Below are 15,910 nucleotides of genomic sequence, written 5' to 3' on the forward strand. Positions count from 1 at the left end.
TTTCTTCCGAGACCGCGAACGAGTTGCCATCGCTCCCAAACGAAAAGCCGCCGGGCGAGGCCCGGCGGCGTCTTCGTTCGCCCTCTGGTCGGTTCGGCCGGCCTTATGGGGTGGTTGTCGTCGATGTGGTCGTCGTCGCCGTGGCGGCAGCAGCGGCGTCGATCTTGCCCGCCAGCGTATCCTTGGCCCAGGCGGTGACATCGGCGTCGACCGGCTTGTTGGCCATGTCGCCAAGGGCTGCATCCAACGAGGCATCAGTGGGGGCGGGCGCGTTGTCAGCCGCAGTCTGGGCATCGGTGACCGCCTGGTTGTCGGCCGTGATTGCCGCGTTCTGGGCGTCGATCTGCCCCTGAACGTCAGCAATCTGCGCATCGAGAGCCGCCTGCTGTTCGGGCGTGAAGCCCGTTGTGTCGGTCGCATTGAGATCAGCGAGCTGCTGAGTGAGGCCGGTGAGCTTGCTCTGATCGGCGGCCAGTTGGGCGTTTGCCGCGTCGAGCGCGGCCTGCGCATTCTGCGCCGCCGCGGCCTGCGTCACATAGGCCTGAATGCCGGCGAACTTCTTGCTCTTGGAATTCATATAGGCGTTGATGTTGCGCTGCAGTGAGTTCAGCCGGCCGAGCTTGGCGTGAATGTTCTTGTCCTTGGGCGTGGCAGACGTGGTCGTATCGTCTGTCGTGGTGTCATCGGTCGAGCTGTCATCCGACGCGCTGGCGTCGGCGCTCTTGTTGTGGCCCGAAGCCGACTTGCCGTGCGAGGCGCCGCTCTTGCCGTTGCCCCCGCCATTTCCATTGCCGCCACCGTTTCCGTTGCCGCCGCCGTTTCCGTTGCCGCCGCCATGGCTGCCGCCATTGCCGTGGCCGCCGCCGTTACCGCCGGCGCCGGCAAGCGCGGGGGCGGCCGCGAGCGCAAGAATGGCAAGGGATGCCAGGAGTGTCTTTCGCAATGTCATTGTGCTTCTCCGCAGATGAATCGTCGCTTGGCCCAACCGCTAGACAGCCTCATATGAGAATTTCCTAATGGCGTCGGATAAACTTTAAGCAATTGCGGTCGCGAAATGAGAGCATGGCCGCCGCCGCCCGGCCATTCTCGCGAAAATTCCCTTTAACCCATTGAAATTTAATGCAAATACAAAGGGCCGAACCTGCTAGGGCCGTTTGGAACAATGAGGGCCCTTGTCGTGCCAGACCATGGTCCCAAGAGGTAATTGCGGCCGCGAAAATCGCCCGCAATCGGGAATATGTGGACCATCGGAACCCTGTCGGGAGGTCAAGGTTAAACAAGCGAGGGGACATTGCCTAACAAGGACAGTCATCATGAACCGAATTCTTCTCACTGCCGCCTTTGTTGCTTTGTCCTGTGGTCTGGCCACGGCCCAATCGGGCACGTCGTCGGGCGCCTCTTCATCGTCGTCGGCCACGACGACGATGCCCAGCAGCCAGGACACGGATCAGACCACGACGAATTCAACCAACTCGAATTCCGCGAAGGATTGCGCGCCTGGGCAGCAAACCGGCAGCGCAAAGCAGGCCGCGCCCGGCCAGCAGGACACCAGCGCCAAATCGAACGCTCCCGGCCAGATGAAAACGACAATGCAAGGCTGCTAGCCCTGAGCGATCAGCTACTACCTCCGTTGCCACAGAAACGGCGAAACGGGAGGTAGCTACTTGCGGATGATCCACTCCACCATGTCGGGGTCAACGTTCTCGTTGTCGGTCATGATGGGCGCGAGCTTCGTGGCACGCGGTCGCCATTGATAGAGCGAGCACTGCCTAGCTGCCGACCAACGGCACGGTCACCGAGGTGGTGTAGCTGATCGGGAAATTGCTGAAATAGGGGAAGCTGATGACGAAAGCATAGCTGGCGTTGACATGCGCCATGCGAAAGCCACCGCTCGCCGGGTCGGTGGTGATTGTGACATTCACATTCTGCAGGCCCAGCGCCTGCAGCTTCTGCGTCGCGACCGCCTGGATGTCGGCTTGCGTCAGCGTGTTGTTGAGCTGCAGGGAGCGCGCCGAGGCTTCGAGCGCGTAGCGCACGCTGGATATGCTGTTCATCGACCAGCCAAAGGCGAAGATGCCGAACAGGAGCATGATGAGAAAAGGCACGACCAGCGCGAATTCGAGACCGGCGCCGCCCGAGACATTGGCCCCAAATGCCCTAAGCTCAAATGCCCCGGATCTTCCTTTAGCGAACACGGATCACCTGCAGCAGACCGAGAGCGGTGTTGTCCGGGTAGGGGCCGAAGGTGAAGGGCGGAATCCAGGTGCCAGATGCCTGGATCTGGACATAGACGGATGGCGCTTTCGGCCCGCTGCATAAGGTCGAAGCGTCGACTATGGTGGTTCCACATTGGTAGATGCGGCTAATCGCGACTTGCGCGTCGGAAGGCTTGTTTTCCCAGCTCGCCAGGGCGGCAGCCTGGATCGCGCCGTCGTCAGCGGAGCCAGCCATCACGAGGTTGGCCGCCGTTTTCACGCCGGCGCGCATCGACAGCGAACCCGTGACATAGGACCAACCGTCCATGATTCCGAGCAACACAGCGCATAGGACAGGCAAGACAAGCGCGAGTTCCACCGCGGCGATGCCCGCTTCATCGCGAATGGCCGGCATCAATCGGCGGGCAGCGGATTTCACTCGACCACCGCGACTGACTGGGCGGCCGGGATGTCCTTCATCCCAAGGCTCGAGCAGTCCTGGTTGATGGTCGAATTGCCCGACCACTGGATGGTATCGGCAACGATCTGCGTGCAGCCGTTCTTACCCGAAAAATTGCCGAGATAGTTGACCTGCTGCCTGGGAAAATAGATGGCGCCGGTCAAAAGCGAGGTCGCGGTGCCGTTGAATGTGCTTTGCGCCGCCGTCCCGGTCCGGTCGCCGTAGAACAGCACGCCGGAATAGGTGCCCGTGGTGGGGGCGGCCAGCGTCACTGTGGCGTTGCCATTCATACTGACAGTGTTGCTGCCGGCCATGTAGATCGTGACGTCGCTGCCTTGGATGACGGCACCCGCATTGATCTTTAAATCGCCCTGGACGACATAGACACCGGGAGAAAGCGTGATATTGCCGTTTAGGTTCATGCCGCTGCAGTAGGTCCCGGGCTGGATCGTCTGCGTCGTCTTGTTGCCATTGATCTTCTGGCATGAGTTCGAGGTCGCGGGGGCCGGCAAGCTGGCGAACGGGTCGGCCGCCGGCAGCGCCTGAGTGATCGGGGCCTTGCAGACCATCGGCACCGGATTGTTCAGCACGACGCCTCCCCCCGAGATTAGGCAATCAGCCTGAAGACCCGCCGATCCCTGCACCTTGATGGCGTCGTTGGCGATCGAATTCGCCATGATGACGCAGCCGGTCAGTTTGACGCTGGTGCTGCCTGAAAAAAGTGCTGCTTGGGAGGCCGAGGGATTGAGCGCCTCGATGCAAGCTTTGGAGGCATCGGTGATCAGCGCCACCGCCCTCGCCCGCTCCGGCACCTTTGTCTGCGTGAAGATGGAGGTGAAGATCCGGTCGAGATCCTGGTTGAGGATGACCTCCACCGCCTTCTTGGCCGTGTTCGGTCCCGAAGTGGGCGGCGTATTGACGACGATGGTGCCCGCACCAAGGCCATTCGAAGCGGCCGATGACGTGGCGGCGGTGGTGATGGCATCCGTGTTGGATCCGGCGATCTTCTCCAACGCGCCGGCATAAGCGGCGGCGTCGGCGATCGCCTGCAGCTTCAGGCTCGAATAATACCAGTAGGAGGTCTCGACGCCGAGCCCCGCTCCGCCGACGACGACCGGCAGGGTGAGCGCGAAGATGGTCGCGACATTGCCGCCCTTGCCTTCGCAAAAGCGTCGAAAAAAAAGTCGAGAAAAAAAATGTCCGAAGAAACGAGCCGAAAAGGCCATGGCCAAGCGCGCCTAAGCTATCCCAGCCGTCACGTCATCATTGCGATATGAACGAAGGCCTAATTATTTCGCTCGATTTGCGCCGGTGGGACCCCAGAGCGCCGCCGTCCCCACCTTGCGCCGCACCGACTAAGACCTAAGGCCTAACTCCCTTAGGACTTAAGGCATAAGTACCGGGAAAATATGCTATTTTAGCATCTCTTGCATTTTACCTTTTTTGCAAATCGCTCGTTGAGACGGCGCGCATATCACATCTGGCAGGTCTGCGAGGATGGGCTCCATGTTGGGACGTTTTTTGGCATCGAGGCGCGGCAACTTTGCGATTGCGACCGCGGTCGCCATGGTGCCGCTTATGCTTGGCGTGGCGGCATCCGTCGATCTGATAGGCACGAGCGACGACGCCGCGCAGTTGCAGAACTCGCTGGACGCGGCTGGCTTGGCGATCGGCACGAAATACCTGCCGAGCATGTCCGCAAGCGACGTGCAGCAACTCGGCCAGACCTTCTTCGCGGCCAATATGAGCGCGGCCGACACGCAGGAACTATCGGGCAGCCTCGCCGCCTTTCAGGCCAGTGCAAGCCGCGATCCGGGCGCCTATTTCATTTCGCTGTCGTCGAGCATCAGCCGGCCGGCCTTCATCAGCGGCATGCCGGCCTGGCAGGCGACGCGCACCGCCTCGGTCAAGCTCAAACCCGGTGCGCAAGCCTGCGTGCTCGCGCTCGATCAGCACGCCGACAGCGCGGTCAGCCTGCAGGGCTCGACCAATGTGACGATGAACGGCTGCGTGATCGCGGCCAATTCGGACGCGCCCGACGCCGTCAATCGCGGCGGCTCGGCGATCGTCAGCGCCGGCTGCGTGTCGACGGTCGGCGGCACGCAAGGGCTCACTCCGCCAAACGCCACGCTTTCCTGCGGCGCGCCGCTGGAGAACCAGTATGCTTCGTTCGATCCGCTGGCCGATGTCGTTCCGCCTGCCTACACGCTCTGCCTGCCGGTGCCCAATGGCAAAACGGTGACGCTCTCGCCGGGCACCTATTGCGACAAGAGCTTGTCCGGAAAGATCACCCTCAATCCGGGCACCTACATCATGCGCAACGTCACCATAAAGCCGGGCGGCAACGGCAGCCTGAGCGGCCAGGGCGTGACGATCTTCCTGATGGAGAACTCGCAGCTTATCATCAACGCCAACGAGCAGGTGAGCCTCTCGCCGCCGGGGAGCGGCCCTTACGCCGGCATCACCATCTTCCAGGCCCATGGCAACACCCAGCCGCTGACGCTCAACGGCGGATCCGGATCGGTGGTCAGCGGTTTCATCTACGCCCCCGACGCCGCCATCACCTACACCGGAAATTCGGACATGAACGCCCAGGGCAGCTGCTTGCGGCTGGTCGGCGATACTGTCGCGATGATAGGGAACTCAGCCGTAAAGTCGGATTGCACGGCTGAACTCGGGGGCCGGGCGGCGTATGCGGGCCGGATGATCACCCTGGCGAAATGAACACCAGTCTCCTCCTCCAGGAGGAGATTAGCCTAGGCCACGATATCCGCGCCCGCTTGCTCGTCGAAGAGCACCGCGCAGCCGCGCTCGAGCGCGACCTGTGTCAAGGCGTTGGTCGCGTCCTCATCAGACGAGACGAAATCGCCGGTCAGGACGCGCAATTCCTCGACTGCCTTCGACATCGGTACGACACGCCCGGCCAAACGATCGCTCGCGCAAGCGTCGATGACGCACAGAAGATCGATGAGTTCGAAATTATCCATGGCGGCCTCCGCCAGCGCCATCCCTTCGCTCATTCAACGGCATGAGCCGCGGACTGGTTCCCCCGCGTGCTTTCATCCGGTGGCCTGACGGGCGCGAGCTTGAGATCGAAGCGGGCGGGCAGGCATGGCTCGACACAGGCCCTGCGCACCGATCCGGTGGCCATCATGTCGATTGGAAGACGGACCACCATCTGGGCATGGCGTTGTGGCCAGAGCGGTCTTCCGAAGAGGAGGAAGACGCTGCCGACCAGGCCGGCGAAAAGCAGCGTAGCAAACAGGTTCGCAATGATCTTGCCGGGTTGCATGGCCAGCAACTCCAAAGCGGCCCCCACGAAGGAGTGCCCGCCATATCGCAGGAATGGCGGACACTCCGTGGTCAACCGCCGATGAAGGGACTTTGTCCGGCGGCTTGCTAGCCAATGAAATGGGGCTGCTGTTGTTTCCTGGAAATTGCCACCTCGGGCCTCTGCGTTCGTGCGGTGAGACTTCGGTCCTAACATGGCCTCGGACCGTCGGCCGGAGACCTGGAACACCCTTCCACGACAACGCGCCAGGCGCTTGGCCGGGCTCCCGGTCGTCCCGATTACATTAGCAATCCATTATACTAAGGCGTATGAATGAGACGGCGGTCGCCGACGATCGCAACGTCAGGCGCCGCTTCACGCATGGGAGGATTACCATGGCCGAAGTTGCAATGAAGGTGACGAAACTCGAATCCAAATCGCACAACAATCCAGACGAGGTCCGCGCGCCCGCCAAGACGCGTGTCGAGATCGTGCGACTGCCGGGTTACTCGCTGGCGCGCATGAACATGCAGCCGGGCTGGAAATGGTCCGAATGCGTCAAGCCGGTGGTCAAGACCGAGAGCTGCCAGGTCTCGCATGTCGGCTATGTCGTGTCCGGCTCGATCACCGTGCGGATGACCGACGGCACGCAAAAGACCTTCGAGGCCGGCTCTTCCTACACCATCCCGCCCGGCCACGACGCCTGGGTGGAAGGCAACCAGCCGTTCCAATGCATTGAGGTCTTGAGCGCCGAGCAATACGCCAAGCCGGCATAGCGCAAGCGATCGCCCCTCAAGGGGAAATGTGGCCGAAGGCGCAGAGGAGGTTCTGGCGCGTGGAGCGCGACGGCTTGCAACGCGAAGAACGGTCGTCGCCACTTCATGCCAGGCGCCTCCTCTGTGGCCCATGACATCCCCTCAGAGCTGAGAATTGCCGCGCCACCTGCGCTCTATCTCTGGCTGTATCGTCAGGTTGTTGAAACTTGCATGTTACGGCGTGGAGGCTTGACAAGAATCTGCTTTTGTTCTCTTTATGTTCTACCAATTCCCCTTGCAACAGACGCAGCTAATGCTGCAACGCCACACAAATGACCATGAGAGCGCAGGATGCTCGCCACGAACGCCGCTGCGGCCGCCACCATCCTGCATGCCGATCTCGACGCCTTCTACGCCTCCGTCGAGCAGCTGCTCGATCCATCATTGCGCGGCAAGCCGATCGCCGTCGGCGGCGGCGTGGTGCTGGCGGCTTCCTATGAGGCCAAGATCTTCGGCGTGCGCGGCGGCATGCCCGGCCGCAAGGCGCACGAGCTCTGCCCGCAGCTTATCTTCGTGGGTGGCCGTTTCAGCGAGTATCAGCGCCTCGGCGACGCGGCGATCAAGGTGCTCGGCGATTTCACCCCGCTGGTCGAGCGCATCTCGATCGACGAGGCTTTTGCCGATGTCGCCGGCTGCACGCATCTGTTCGGATCGCCGCAAGAGATCGCGCGAAAAATCCGCGAGCGGGTGAAGGCCGAGCTCGGCCTGCCGATCTCGATCGGTGTGGCGCGCACAAAGCACCTCGCCAAGATCGCCTCGCAGGTGGCCAAGCCGGACGGGCTGGTGGTGGTCCAGCCCGGCACCGAGCTCACCTTCCTGCACGACCTGCCCGTCACGCTGATGTGGGGTGTCGGCCCCGCGACCAAGGCCAGGCTCGCCGAAATCGGCGTCGAGACGATCGGGCAGCTGGCGCGCACCCATGGCGGCGCGCTGGAGCGGCTGATCGGCCATGCCGCCGGCCAGAAGCTCGCCGCGCTCGCCTGGAACCAAGACCCGCGCAAGCTCGAGACGCAGCGCCGCGCGCATTCGGCCGGCGCGCAATCGGCGCTTGGCCGCAGGCCCGCGCTGCCGCGCGTCTTCGTACCGACGCTCTTGCATCTGGCCGACCGCGTCGCCAGCCGTTTGCGCGCCAAGGACCGGCCCGGGCGCACGGTCACGGTGCGTGTGCGCTTTGCCGACATGCGCGCCGTCACCCGCTCCGTCACGCTGGAGCAACCGATCCAGGCCACCACGATGCTCGCCGAGATCGCCGAGGAGCTGGTTCGCGGCGTGCTTGCCGCCCACCCGGGCGAGAGGGACATCTCGCTGCTGGCGATCTCGGTCACGCATCTGGAGGAAGGAGCCGAGCTGCAGCTCGAACTGCCGCTCGGCCTTGCCGACGAGAAGCTGAAACCCGGCAGCCGCAAGGGCCTCGCCCGCTTCGGCGCCGACCGCGCCATCGATAAGATCCGCCAGCGCTTCGGCAAGGAGGCCGTCGGCTATGGCACGGTGGCGCTGGAAGGTACGCGCTCGGTGCCTGACGGGTTCAGGGAGCTGGCGGAGAAGGAGCTGTAGAAAGGCGAGCCGGAGCGCAAGCCGGAGGCGGTCGCGGTGGGCTGCTTCGGCGATCCGCGCCGACGCGGATTGCGTGGGAGGAGAGAAGGCACGTGGTGGAAGGGCCGTAGGCCGCCGAAGCTGCTGATTTCCGCCGTTGGGGGATTGGCAGCTTCGTTAACCGCCGATGCCGTTGGCGCAATCCAATCCGGTTCATCCCGGGCGCTCCGCATGCTAACAGGATCGCTTTCAACCTGAACACCCGGGATGGACAGCGGCATGGCGATAGAAAAAGTAGCTTTGGTGACGGCGGGCGGCAGCGGTATGGGGGCCGCGGCAGCCAAGCGCCTGGCGGTGGATGGGTTCAAAGTCGGCGTGCTCTCCTCCTCGGGCAAGGGCGAGGCGCTGGGCAAGGAGCTCGGCGGCTTCGGCGTCACCGGCTCCAACCAGTCGAATGAGGATCTGAAGCGCCTTACCGATGGCGCGGTGGAACGCTGGGGCCGCATCGACGTGCTGGTCAACAGCGCCGGCCATGGGCCGCGCGCGCAGATCATCGAGATCAGCGACGAGGACTGGCACAAGGGCATCGACACTTATTTCCTCAACGCCGTGCGCCCGACCCGGCTGGTGACGCCGGTGATGCAGAAGCAGAAGGGCGGCGTCATCATCAACATCTCGACCGCCTGGGCGTTCGAGCCGAGCGCGATGTTCCCGACCTCGGCCGTGGCGCGCGCCGGGCTTGCCGCCTACACCAAGATCTTCGCCGACACTTATGCCGCCGATAACATCCGCATGAACAATGTGCTGCCCGGCTGGATCGATAGCCTGCCGACGACGAACGAGCGTCGCGACAGCGTGCCGCTGAAGCGCTACGGCACGTCGGAAGAGATCGCCGCGACGATCTCGTTCCTGGCTTCGGACGGGGCCGCCTACATCACCGGACAGAACATCCGCGTCGACGGCGGCATCACAAGGGCGGTGTGAAAGGAGCGGTGTGAGGCAAAGAGGACGCCGCCCCAGATCATCCGGGCCTGCGGGAATTGAGCACCCACAAAAAGGCTATCGAGGCGACCAGGACGATCGAATTGCCGACCACGATGTTCCAAAAGCGTGTCGGATCGTCCGCCAGAGCGACCCAATGCAACTTGCCCCGGACTTCGCCTGTCTGGATGCCGCAGGCAATGTTGTAGATCGCCAGCGCAGCGAGCGCCGCCATCAGGACAACGAGGTCGTTGTTCTTGTTGCGATCCATGGGAAGGGGCTTTTAACAGCGCTTGGTGAAATTTTGCTTACCTTGGGTAAGACGGCGGCCGGATGATCGGCCGCCGCCTGCTCTTATCCTGACGCAATTCCAGAGAAGGGTTGCGGCGAAGGCGCCGAACCTAACCGCTACGCACTTTTCCTGGAATGCTCCGGCTTACTGGTTGATCTCGGGCTCGACGAGCTTGGCCAGGTTGCGCAGCGATTCCTGCCAGCCGAGATAGCAGGCCTCGGCGGGGATGGCGTCCGGAATGCCGGCCTGGGTGATGTTGATCTCGGTGCCCACCGAAACCTTCTTCAGGATCACGGTCACCTCGATCTGGCCCGGCAGGTTGGGATCGTCGAAGCGGTCGGTGTAGCGCAGGCGCTCGCTCGGAACCAACTCGACAAATTCGCCGCCAAAGGCGTGGCTGTCGCCGGTGGTGAAGTTGCGGAAGGACATCTTGTAGGTGCCGCCGACCTTGCCCTCGAACTGGTGCACCGTGCAGGTGAAGCCGTTCGGCGGCAGCCACTTCGCCAGCGCATCGGCTTCGACGAACGCGCGGTAGACCTTCTCCGGCTTGGTCGCCAGGACGCGGTGCAGTTGGATGGTGCTCGGCATATCTCGATATCCTTCCTTTGTTGATCGATGACCCAAGGACGGGCCCCCAGCCTATCCGACAGAGGCTGTCAAATTTTTTGCGCGGCGGCTATGGGCGAGACGTGAGCGGAAGAAAACCTTGCAAAATTAAGTAAAATTGAGAATGGCTCGCGCCATAATTGTATTAGTCCTCACTTATTCTATCGGCATAAAATATCGACAAAAATAGCGGTAATTTTCTCTGTACTAAATGCTTATTTTCGGGAACGATAGCCCGTGCTGCAAGTTGGTTCGGATCAGGCACTTGAACTTGCAACAAGCCATCCGGGCGGGGCAGCGCGGAAGGAGTGTCCGATGAGTTTCGTCGTCAACGCGGTAGGCGTTCCTCTTTATTATAGCGGCGCTTCCAACCATTGGTTTTCGGCAACGTCCGGACCGACATTTAACGGCAGCAGCGGCAACGACTCAATCTGGGCCTCCAGCGGCGTCAACGTCACCATGTATGGCGGCCAAGGCGACGACATCTATTACCTCTATTCGGCGGGCAACAAGGTGGTCGAGTACGCCGGACAGGGCATCGACACGATCAACACATGGATGAGCTACACGCTGCCGGACAATGTCGAGAACCTCGTCGTCACCAACGCCCACAACTACGCCTTCGGCAACGCGCTGGACAACATCATCACCGCCACGGCGGGCGGCCAGACGATCGACGGCGGGGCGGGCAACGATGTGCTGATCGATGGCGGCGGCGGCGCCGATATTTTCATCATCGCCAAGGGCAACGGCAGCGACTCGATCGTCAATTTCGCCTCGAACGATGCCGTGCGGCTCGACGGCTACGGATTCACGTCGTTCGCCGCCGTCCACAACGCCATGATCCAGGCGGGGCCTAATGTGGTGCTGAACCTCGGATCGGGCGAAATCCTCGAATTCAAGAACACCACGATCGACAAACTGCAGCCCAACAATTTCCAGCTGCCGATCGACAAGTCCGGCATGACGCTGTCCTTCAGCGACGAGTTCAACACGCTGAACCTGCACAACAGCCAGGGCGGCACTTGGGACACCAACTTCTGGTGGGGTGCGCCGAACGGCAGCACGCTCACCCGCAATGGCGAGTTGCAGTGGTATATCGACGCCAATTACGCCCCGACCAGCTCGGTGCATCCGTTCAGCGTGCAGAACGGGGTCCTCACCATCACCGCGGCGCAGGCGCCGGCCGACATCAAGCCGCTGATCAACAATTACGAATACACCTCCGGCATCCTGACCACGCATGACTCCTTCTCGCAGACCTATGGCTATTTCGAAATGAAGGCCGACTTGCCGGAACACGCCGGCGCCTGGCCGGCCTTCTGGCTGCTGCCGGAAGACGGCTCCTGGCCGCCGGAGCTGGACGTGGTGGAGATGTACGGACAGAAACCGAATTCGCTGCTGATGACCGCGCACACCAACCAGACGGGCCAGCACACGACGGTCGGATCCACGGTGAACGTCATGGACACCGCCGGCTTCCATACCTATGGCCTGCTGTGGACCCCGGACAAGCTGGTGTGGACCTATGACGGCGTGCAGGTCGCCGAAGCGGCGACACCGTCCGACATGAACAAGCCGATGTACATGCTGGTGGACCTCGCGATCGGCGGCCAGGCCGGCGCGCCGCCGGACCATCTCGCCACGCCGGCCGAGATGAAGATCGACTATATCCGGGCCTATACGCTGAACGACCTGCCAAGCCAGGCGCTGGCGCTGTCCAGTCACACTACAAGCAGCACGCAGCACCATCTCGATACGACAAACGAGCATGCCTGACTCGGACGTTTAGGCGGCGGCCCATGATCGGGCTTCGAGAGGGAGTGCGGGAATGACTGGACAATCGGGACTGCGGCCCGTCCTGCGTCGCGCCATCGCCGATGTCGGGTTGTTCTCGCTGCTCATCAATCTCCTGCTGCTGGTGATCCCGCTCTACCTGCTCCAGGTCTATGACCGGGTGCTGCCCTCCTCCAGTCTCGAGACGCTTGTCTATCTGTCGGTCATCGCGGTCGCGGCGCTTGGCTTCCTCGGCTTCCTCGACGCCGTCCGCGCCGTCTACACGCAGCGCGTCGCGGCGACGGTCAATGAGAGGCTGGGCGCAAGAATTTTCGCCGCTTCGCTCGGTTCCAGGAACGCGCCGTCGCCGCTCACCGACCTTGCCTCGGTCTGCGCCTTCATCCGCTCGCGCGGTGTTTCGGTGCTGTTCGACCTGCCCTTCGCGCCGGTCTTCCTCGGCCTGCTCTACCTGATCCATCCGCTGCTGTTCTGGGTCACGCTCGGCGGCGCGGCGCTGCTCGTCGTGCTGGTCTTCGCCAACCAGCTCGCGATCGGCAGGAACGATGCGCTGTCGGCGGAGCGTTCGGCTTTGGCCAGCCGGGCCGAGCAGGCCTTTGCCCGCAATGCCGACACGCTGCACGCTATGGGCATGGTGGAGAACGCTGCGCGCGCATGGGGCCGGCATGTATCGGAGGCACTTGTCCTGCATGACCGTTCGGCCGGCGCCAACGCCATCTTCAGCGGCGCTTCCAGGGCGCTGCGCATGATGCTGCAGCTGGCGATCCTCGGCAGCGGCGCCTGGCTGGTGCTCAAGGGCCAGATGACGGCCGGCATGATCTTCGCTTCTTCGCTGGTGTCGTCGCGCGCGCTGCAGCCGCTCGACCAGTTGATCGGCTCCTGGCGGCAGCTCGGTGAGGCGAGGCGTGCCTGGACGCGGCTGGGAACCGCACTTGCGGCGCAACCGGGAGAAGCACACAAGTTCATCTTGCCCGACCCGACGGGCGCGATCTCCGCGCAGGATCTTTTCTTCATCGCGCCGAATGCCACTTTCGGCGCCGAGCCGATCCTGAAGCGGTTGAGTTTCGCGATAGCCGCTGGCGAAGCGGTGGCGATCGTCGGCCCGAGCGGTGCCGGCAAATCGACGCTGGCGAGGCTGCTTGTCGGCGCCGCGCAACCGAGCGGCGGCTCGGTCAGGATCGACGGCGCCGAACTCAGGACCTGGGACGAAAACCAGCTCGGCCGGCATATCGGCTATCTGGCGCAGGAGGTCGAGCTTTTCCCCGGCTCGATTGCCGACAACATCGCCCGCTTCGACGCGCAGGCCAACGACGCCGCGATCGTCGAAGCGGCAAAGCGCGCCGAAGCGCATGAACTGATCCTTTCGCTGCGCGACGGCTATCAGACGACGATCGCCGGCACGCTGTCGGGCGGCGAGCGGCAGCGGATCGGGCTGGCGCGCGCCTTCTACGGCAATCCGCGCATCCTGGTGCTGGATGAGCCGAGCACGCATCTCGACGGCGCCGGAGAGACGGCACTGGAAGCGGTGCTCGCGGCGGCCCGCGCTGCGGGCGCCACCACGATCGTGATCACGCATCGCCCTTCGATCGCCTCGGCTTGCGACCGCGTGATGGTCTTGCGCGGGGGCGTCATCGAGGCGTTCGGGCCGAGCGCGGAAGTGCTGCGGCAGCCGGGTAAAGCCGCGCAGCGGAGCACGGTGGTAACCGGATCGTTCGCGCCGACCATCCGTGCCGCGCCGACCATCCGCCATGGGTCCTGAATGATGACGCAGAGTCTCACTTTCGAAGGCCGCCCGCGCACCGACTTCCGGCGCACCGCCTTCGCCGGCTACGCGGCGATCGCGCTGATGGTCGGCGGCTTCGGCTATTGGGCGGCGAGTGCGCCGCTGGCGGGCGCGGTGATCACGCAAGGCACGATCGCGGCGACCGGCGGCAACATCCTGATCCAGCATCGCGAGGGCGGCATCATCAGGCAATTGCTGGTGCATGAAGGCGACCGCGTTCAGGAAGGCCAGGACCTCATCCTGCTCGACCGGACCGCGGCGGAAGCCGATCTCAACCGGCTGACAAGACAATGGATCGCGCTCAAGGCCAGCGCGGCGCGGCTGGAGGCCGAGCGCGACGGCCTCGCCACGCTGGCGCCGATCGCCGAGCCCGCGCCGGCGCCGTTCCAGCAGGAATTCGAAAACCTCATCCGCGAACAGCAGAAGGAGTTCGACGCCAGGCTTGCACGGTTCCGCTCGGAGCAGTCGATCCTGGCGCAGCGCGTCGCCATGCATCGCGAGTCTGTCAAAGGGCTGAACGCGCAGAAGACGGCAATCGAACAGCAGGCCGAGGTGGTGAAGAAGGAACTCGGCATCAAGACCGACCTCCTCGACAAGGGCCTCACCAATCGCACCGAATATTCGCAGCTCTTGCGCTCCGAGGCCGACCTCGTCGGCCAGGCCGGGGCGCTGGAGGCGGACCTCGCCTCGGCCAACACGCAGATCGTGGAAGCGGAGGCGCAGACCGAGCGCGCGACCACGCAGCGGGTCGAGGAGGCGCTGACGAAGCTCGATGACGTGCGCACCAATCTCGCCGACACCGAGGAGCGGATGCGCGCCGCGCAAGCGGTGCTCACGCGCACGACGATCATCGCGCCGGCGACGGGCATCGTCATCTCCTCGATGTACAATTCGCAAGGCAGCGTGGTCGCGCCCGGTGAAAAGATCATGGAGATCCTGCCCACGACCTCGGGCCTGGTGGTTGACGCCAGGCTGCGGCCGAAGGACATCGACCAGGTGCATGTCGGACAGCCGGCAAAGCTCAGGCTGTCGGCGCTCAACACGCGACTCACGCCGGAAGTGCCGGCCACGGTGAGCGAGATTTCCGCCGACCGGCTGATCGACCAAGCCACCCACGAACCCTATTTCCGCGCTAGGCTGAAGATCACTGATGCCCTGCCCCCCGGCGTGAAGGCGGACCAGCTCTATCCCGGCACCCCGGTCGACACCTTCATCAGCACCGGCAACCGGACCTTTTTCGAATATCTGGTGCGCCCGATGTTGGATTCGTTCGCACGGGCGTTCCGGGAAAGGTAGGGCATCGCCCGCCAAGGGCTCGGCTTTTCGAGTATTGGAACGTTGCGGGTGGAGACACTGGGCCGTCTCGAAGGGAAGGTGTTGCACGATCGCTTGTCTGGCCCCGTGGAGTTCGGGAACGCAGCTATGCTAGCTTGGCCCAAGCGTCCATCGAGCCGGCCGAAGCTCGGGACCCGAGGGGCAAATCATGTTGGAGCAATGGGATAATTTCTTTGTCATGGTAGGCGGCGGCGCGGCAGGTCTTGCCGGATTGATCTTCGTCGCGATCTCGATCAATCCCGAACGCATCGTCCGAAACACGACACATAAGAACCGGGCGATCAATATGTTGTCGGGCTTCAGCGCAATCTTCATGGCATGCGGCCTTGCGCTGCTGGGAAACCAGTATCTTCCGGCGCTCGGCTTCGAATGGCTTTTCCTCTGGCTCATAGCAACATTCATTTTTGTTAGGGGTTATGTCGTGGCCATCATATCGGGGATGAGCTCCATCGGATTGACCGCGCCGCGGCTTGCGGGCGGCACATTGTGTTACCTTGCCGAGGTTCTAGGCGCTGTCTTGCTTATTCTCGGGCGCGGCGTAGGACTTTACATCGCAGCGATTGGAACCATCGTTTTGTTCGCCTTCCTCATTTCGGGCGCATGGCTCCTCATCGTCGGCATCTACGAAGAGCCAACCAAGGGGTGAGTTCCACACCCGGCTCTTCCAGCCCGACAATTTCCCGGCGGCAGGGCCAGCCTTTCCGAAGGCCTCCTTTGGGCGGGCTTCGACAAGGCGCAAACCTCCCTTGTGCTCGGCGGCGCCTGGCATCGCTTCCTGACCGCAAGCCTGCCTGCCGCCGTTTGAGAGGGAGGCTTCAGGCAACTATTGCGGGCGGCAAGCCGCG

Annotated in this window: 17 protein-coding genes; 9 read left to right on the forward strand and 8 right to left on the reverse strand. The window is 63.1% G+C overall.

The genetic code is table 11. The features are described 5' to 3' along the window. Nucleotides 1–103 precede the first annotated feature (103 nt). Nucleotides 104–949, reverse strand: a complete 846-nt coding sequence (locus LB565_RS14825) for a hypothetical protein (RefSeq protein WP_224585169.1) — start codon at nt 947–949, stop codon at nt 104–106. A 364-nt stretch (nt 950–1,313) separates the two neighbouring features. Between LB565_RS14825 and LB565_RS14830 the strand changes: the two genes are divergently transcribed. After that, the gene (locus LB565_RS14830) at nt 1,314–1,604 is read left to right on the forward strand and encodes a hypothetical protein (protein WP_224585171.1); all 291 of its coding nucleotides are present in this window, start codon (nt 1,314–1,316) and stop codon (nt 1,602–1,604) included. 165 nt (nt 1,605–1,769) lie between these two features. On the opposite strand, the gene LB565_RS14835 is transcribed toward LB565_RS14830, so the two are convergent. The 3 genes from LB565_RS14835 to LB565_RS14845 are packed head-to-tail and all read right to left on the reverse strand — an operon-like array spanning nt 1,770 to nt 3,881. Beyond that, a complete protein-coding gene (locus LB565_RS14835; protein ID WP_224585173.1) occupies nt 1,770–2,195 on the reverse strand; it encodes a TadE/TadG family type IV pilus assembly protein in 426 nt (141 codons plus the stop codon). Beyond that, nucleotides 2,185–2,634, reverse strand: coding sequence for a TadE/TadG family type IV pilus assembly protein (locus tag LB565_RS14840; RefSeq protein ID WP_224585175.1), 450 nt, complete (start codon nt 2,632–2,634; stop codon nt 2,185–2,187). The genes LB565_RS14835 and LB565_RS14840 overlap by 11 nt, the downstream gene beginning before the upstream one ends. After that, nucleotides 2,631–3,881: a pilus assembly protein TadG-related protein gene (locus LB565_RS14845; protein ID WP_224585176.1), complete on the reverse strand. Its 1,251-nt coding sequence runs from the start codon at nt 3,879–3,881 to the stop codon at nt 2,631–2,633. The genes LB565_RS14840 and LB565_RS14845 overlap by 4 nt, the downstream gene beginning before the upstream one ends. A 280-nt stretch (nt 3,882–4,161) precedes the next feature. Here LB565_RS14845 and LB565_RS14850 point away from each other — a divergent pair, with 280 nt between their 5' ends. Next, the gene (locus LB565_RS14850) at nt 4,162–5,379 is read left to right on the forward strand and encodes a TadE/TadG family type IV pilus assembly protein (RefSeq protein ID WP_318012158.1); all 1,218 of its coding nucleotides are present in this window, start codon (nt 4,162–4,164) and stop codon (nt 5,377–5,379) included. Between the two features lie 32 nt (nt 5,380–5,411). Here the strand turns inward: LB565_RS14850 and LB565_RS14855 are convergent, their stop codons facing one another. After that, complete coding sequence (locus LB565_RS14855) at nt 5,412–5,642, reverse strand: hypothetical protein (RefSeq protein WP_224513409.1); 231 nt, start codon at nt 5,640–5,642, stop codon at nt 5,412–5,414. Between the two features lie 29 nt (nt 5,643–5,671). After that, complete coding sequence (locus LB565_RS14860) at nt 5,672–5,947, reverse strand: polymerase (protein WP_224585178.1); 276 nt, start codon at nt 5,945–5,947, stop codon at nt 5,672–5,674. 374 nt (nt 5,948–6,321) lie between these two features. Here LB565_RS14860 and LB565_RS14865 point away from each other — a divergent pair, with 374 nt between their 5' ends. From LB565_RS14865 to LB565_RS14875, 3 genes are all read left to right on the forward strand, one after another. Next, nucleotides 6,322–6,702: a cupin domain-containing protein gene (locus LB565_RS14865; RefSeq protein WP_224585179.1), complete on the forward strand. Its 381-nt coding sequence runs from the start codon at nt 6,322–6,324 to the stop codon at nt 6,700–6,702. 330 nt (nt 6,703–7,032) lie between these two features. Beyond that, nucleotides 7,033–8,295 carry a DNA polymerase IV gene (dinB, locus tag LB565_RS14870; RefSeq protein ID WP_224585181.1) on the forward strand — a complete coding sequence of 421 codons (1,263 nt, stop codon included), beginning with the start codon at nt 7,033–7,035 and terminating at the stop codon, nt 8,293–8,295. A gap of 258 nt (nt 8,296–8,553) precedes the next feature. Continuing rightward, a complete protein-coding gene (locus LB565_RS14875; RefSeq protein ID WP_224585184.1) occupies nt 8,554–9,258 on the forward strand; it encodes an SDR family oxidoreductase in 705 nt (234 codons plus the stop codon). Between the two features lie 37 nt (nt 9,259–9,295). Here LB565_RS14875 and LB565_RS14880 read toward each other — a convergent pair whose 3' ends face one another. Both LB565_RS14880 and LB565_RS14885 read right to left on the reverse strand, forming a co-directional pair. Then, on the reverse strand, nt 9,296–9,526 hold the full coding sequence (locus LB565_RS14880) for a hypothetical protein (protein WP_224585185.1): 231 nt from the start codon (nt 9,524–9,526) through the stop codon (nt 9,296–9,298). A gap of 165 nt (nt 9,527–9,691) precedes the next feature. Beyond that, the gene (locus LB565_RS14885; protein ID WP_224513399.1) at nt 9,692–10,135 is read right to left on the reverse strand and encodes an SRPBCC family protein; all 444 of its coding nucleotides are present in this window, start codon (nt 10,133–10,135) and stop codon (nt 9,692–9,694) included. A gap of 333 nt (nt 10,136–10,468) precedes the next feature. Between LB565_RS14885 and LB565_RS14890 the strand changes: the two genes are divergently transcribed. The 4 genes from LB565_RS14890 (at nt 10,469) to LB565_RS14905 (ending at nt 15,711) form a co-directional block, all read left to right on the forward strand. Further along, nucleotides 10,469–11,932 (forward strand): family 16 glycosylhydrolase, encoded by a 1,464-nt coding sequence (locus tag LB565_RS14890; protein WP_224585187.1) that lies wholly within the window; start codon nt 10,469–10,471, stop codon nt 11,930–11,932. Nucleotides 11,933–11,984: 52 nt separating this feature from the next. Beyond that, nucleotides 11,985–13,706, forward strand: coding sequence for a type I secretion system permease/ATPase (locus tag LB565_RS14895; protein WP_224585189.1), 1,722 nt, complete (start codon nt 11,985–11,987; stop codon nt 13,704–13,706). Nucleotides 13,707–13,709: 3 nt separating this feature from the next. Then, nucleotides 13,710–15,026, forward strand: a complete 1,317-nt coding sequence (locus tag LB565_RS14900; protein WP_224585192.1) for an HlyD family type I secretion periplasmic adaptor subunit — start codon at nt 13,710–13,712, stop codon at nt 15,024–15,026. A 187-nt stretch (nt 15,027–15,213) separates the two neighbouring features. Then, nucleotides 15,214–15,711 carry a hypothetical protein gene (locus LB565_RS14905; RefSeq protein WP_224585195.1) on the forward strand — a complete coding sequence of 166 codons (498 nt, stop codon included), beginning with the start codon at nt 15,214–15,216 and terminating at the stop codon, nt 15,709–15,711. The last annotated feature ends 199 nt before the right edge of the window (nt 15,712–15,910 follow it).

It is taken from the genome of Mesorhizobium sp. CA14 (assembly GCF_020165195.1).
Lineage (GTDB): Bacteria > Pseudomonadota > Alphaproteobacteria > Rhizobiales > Rhizobiaceae > Mesorhizobium.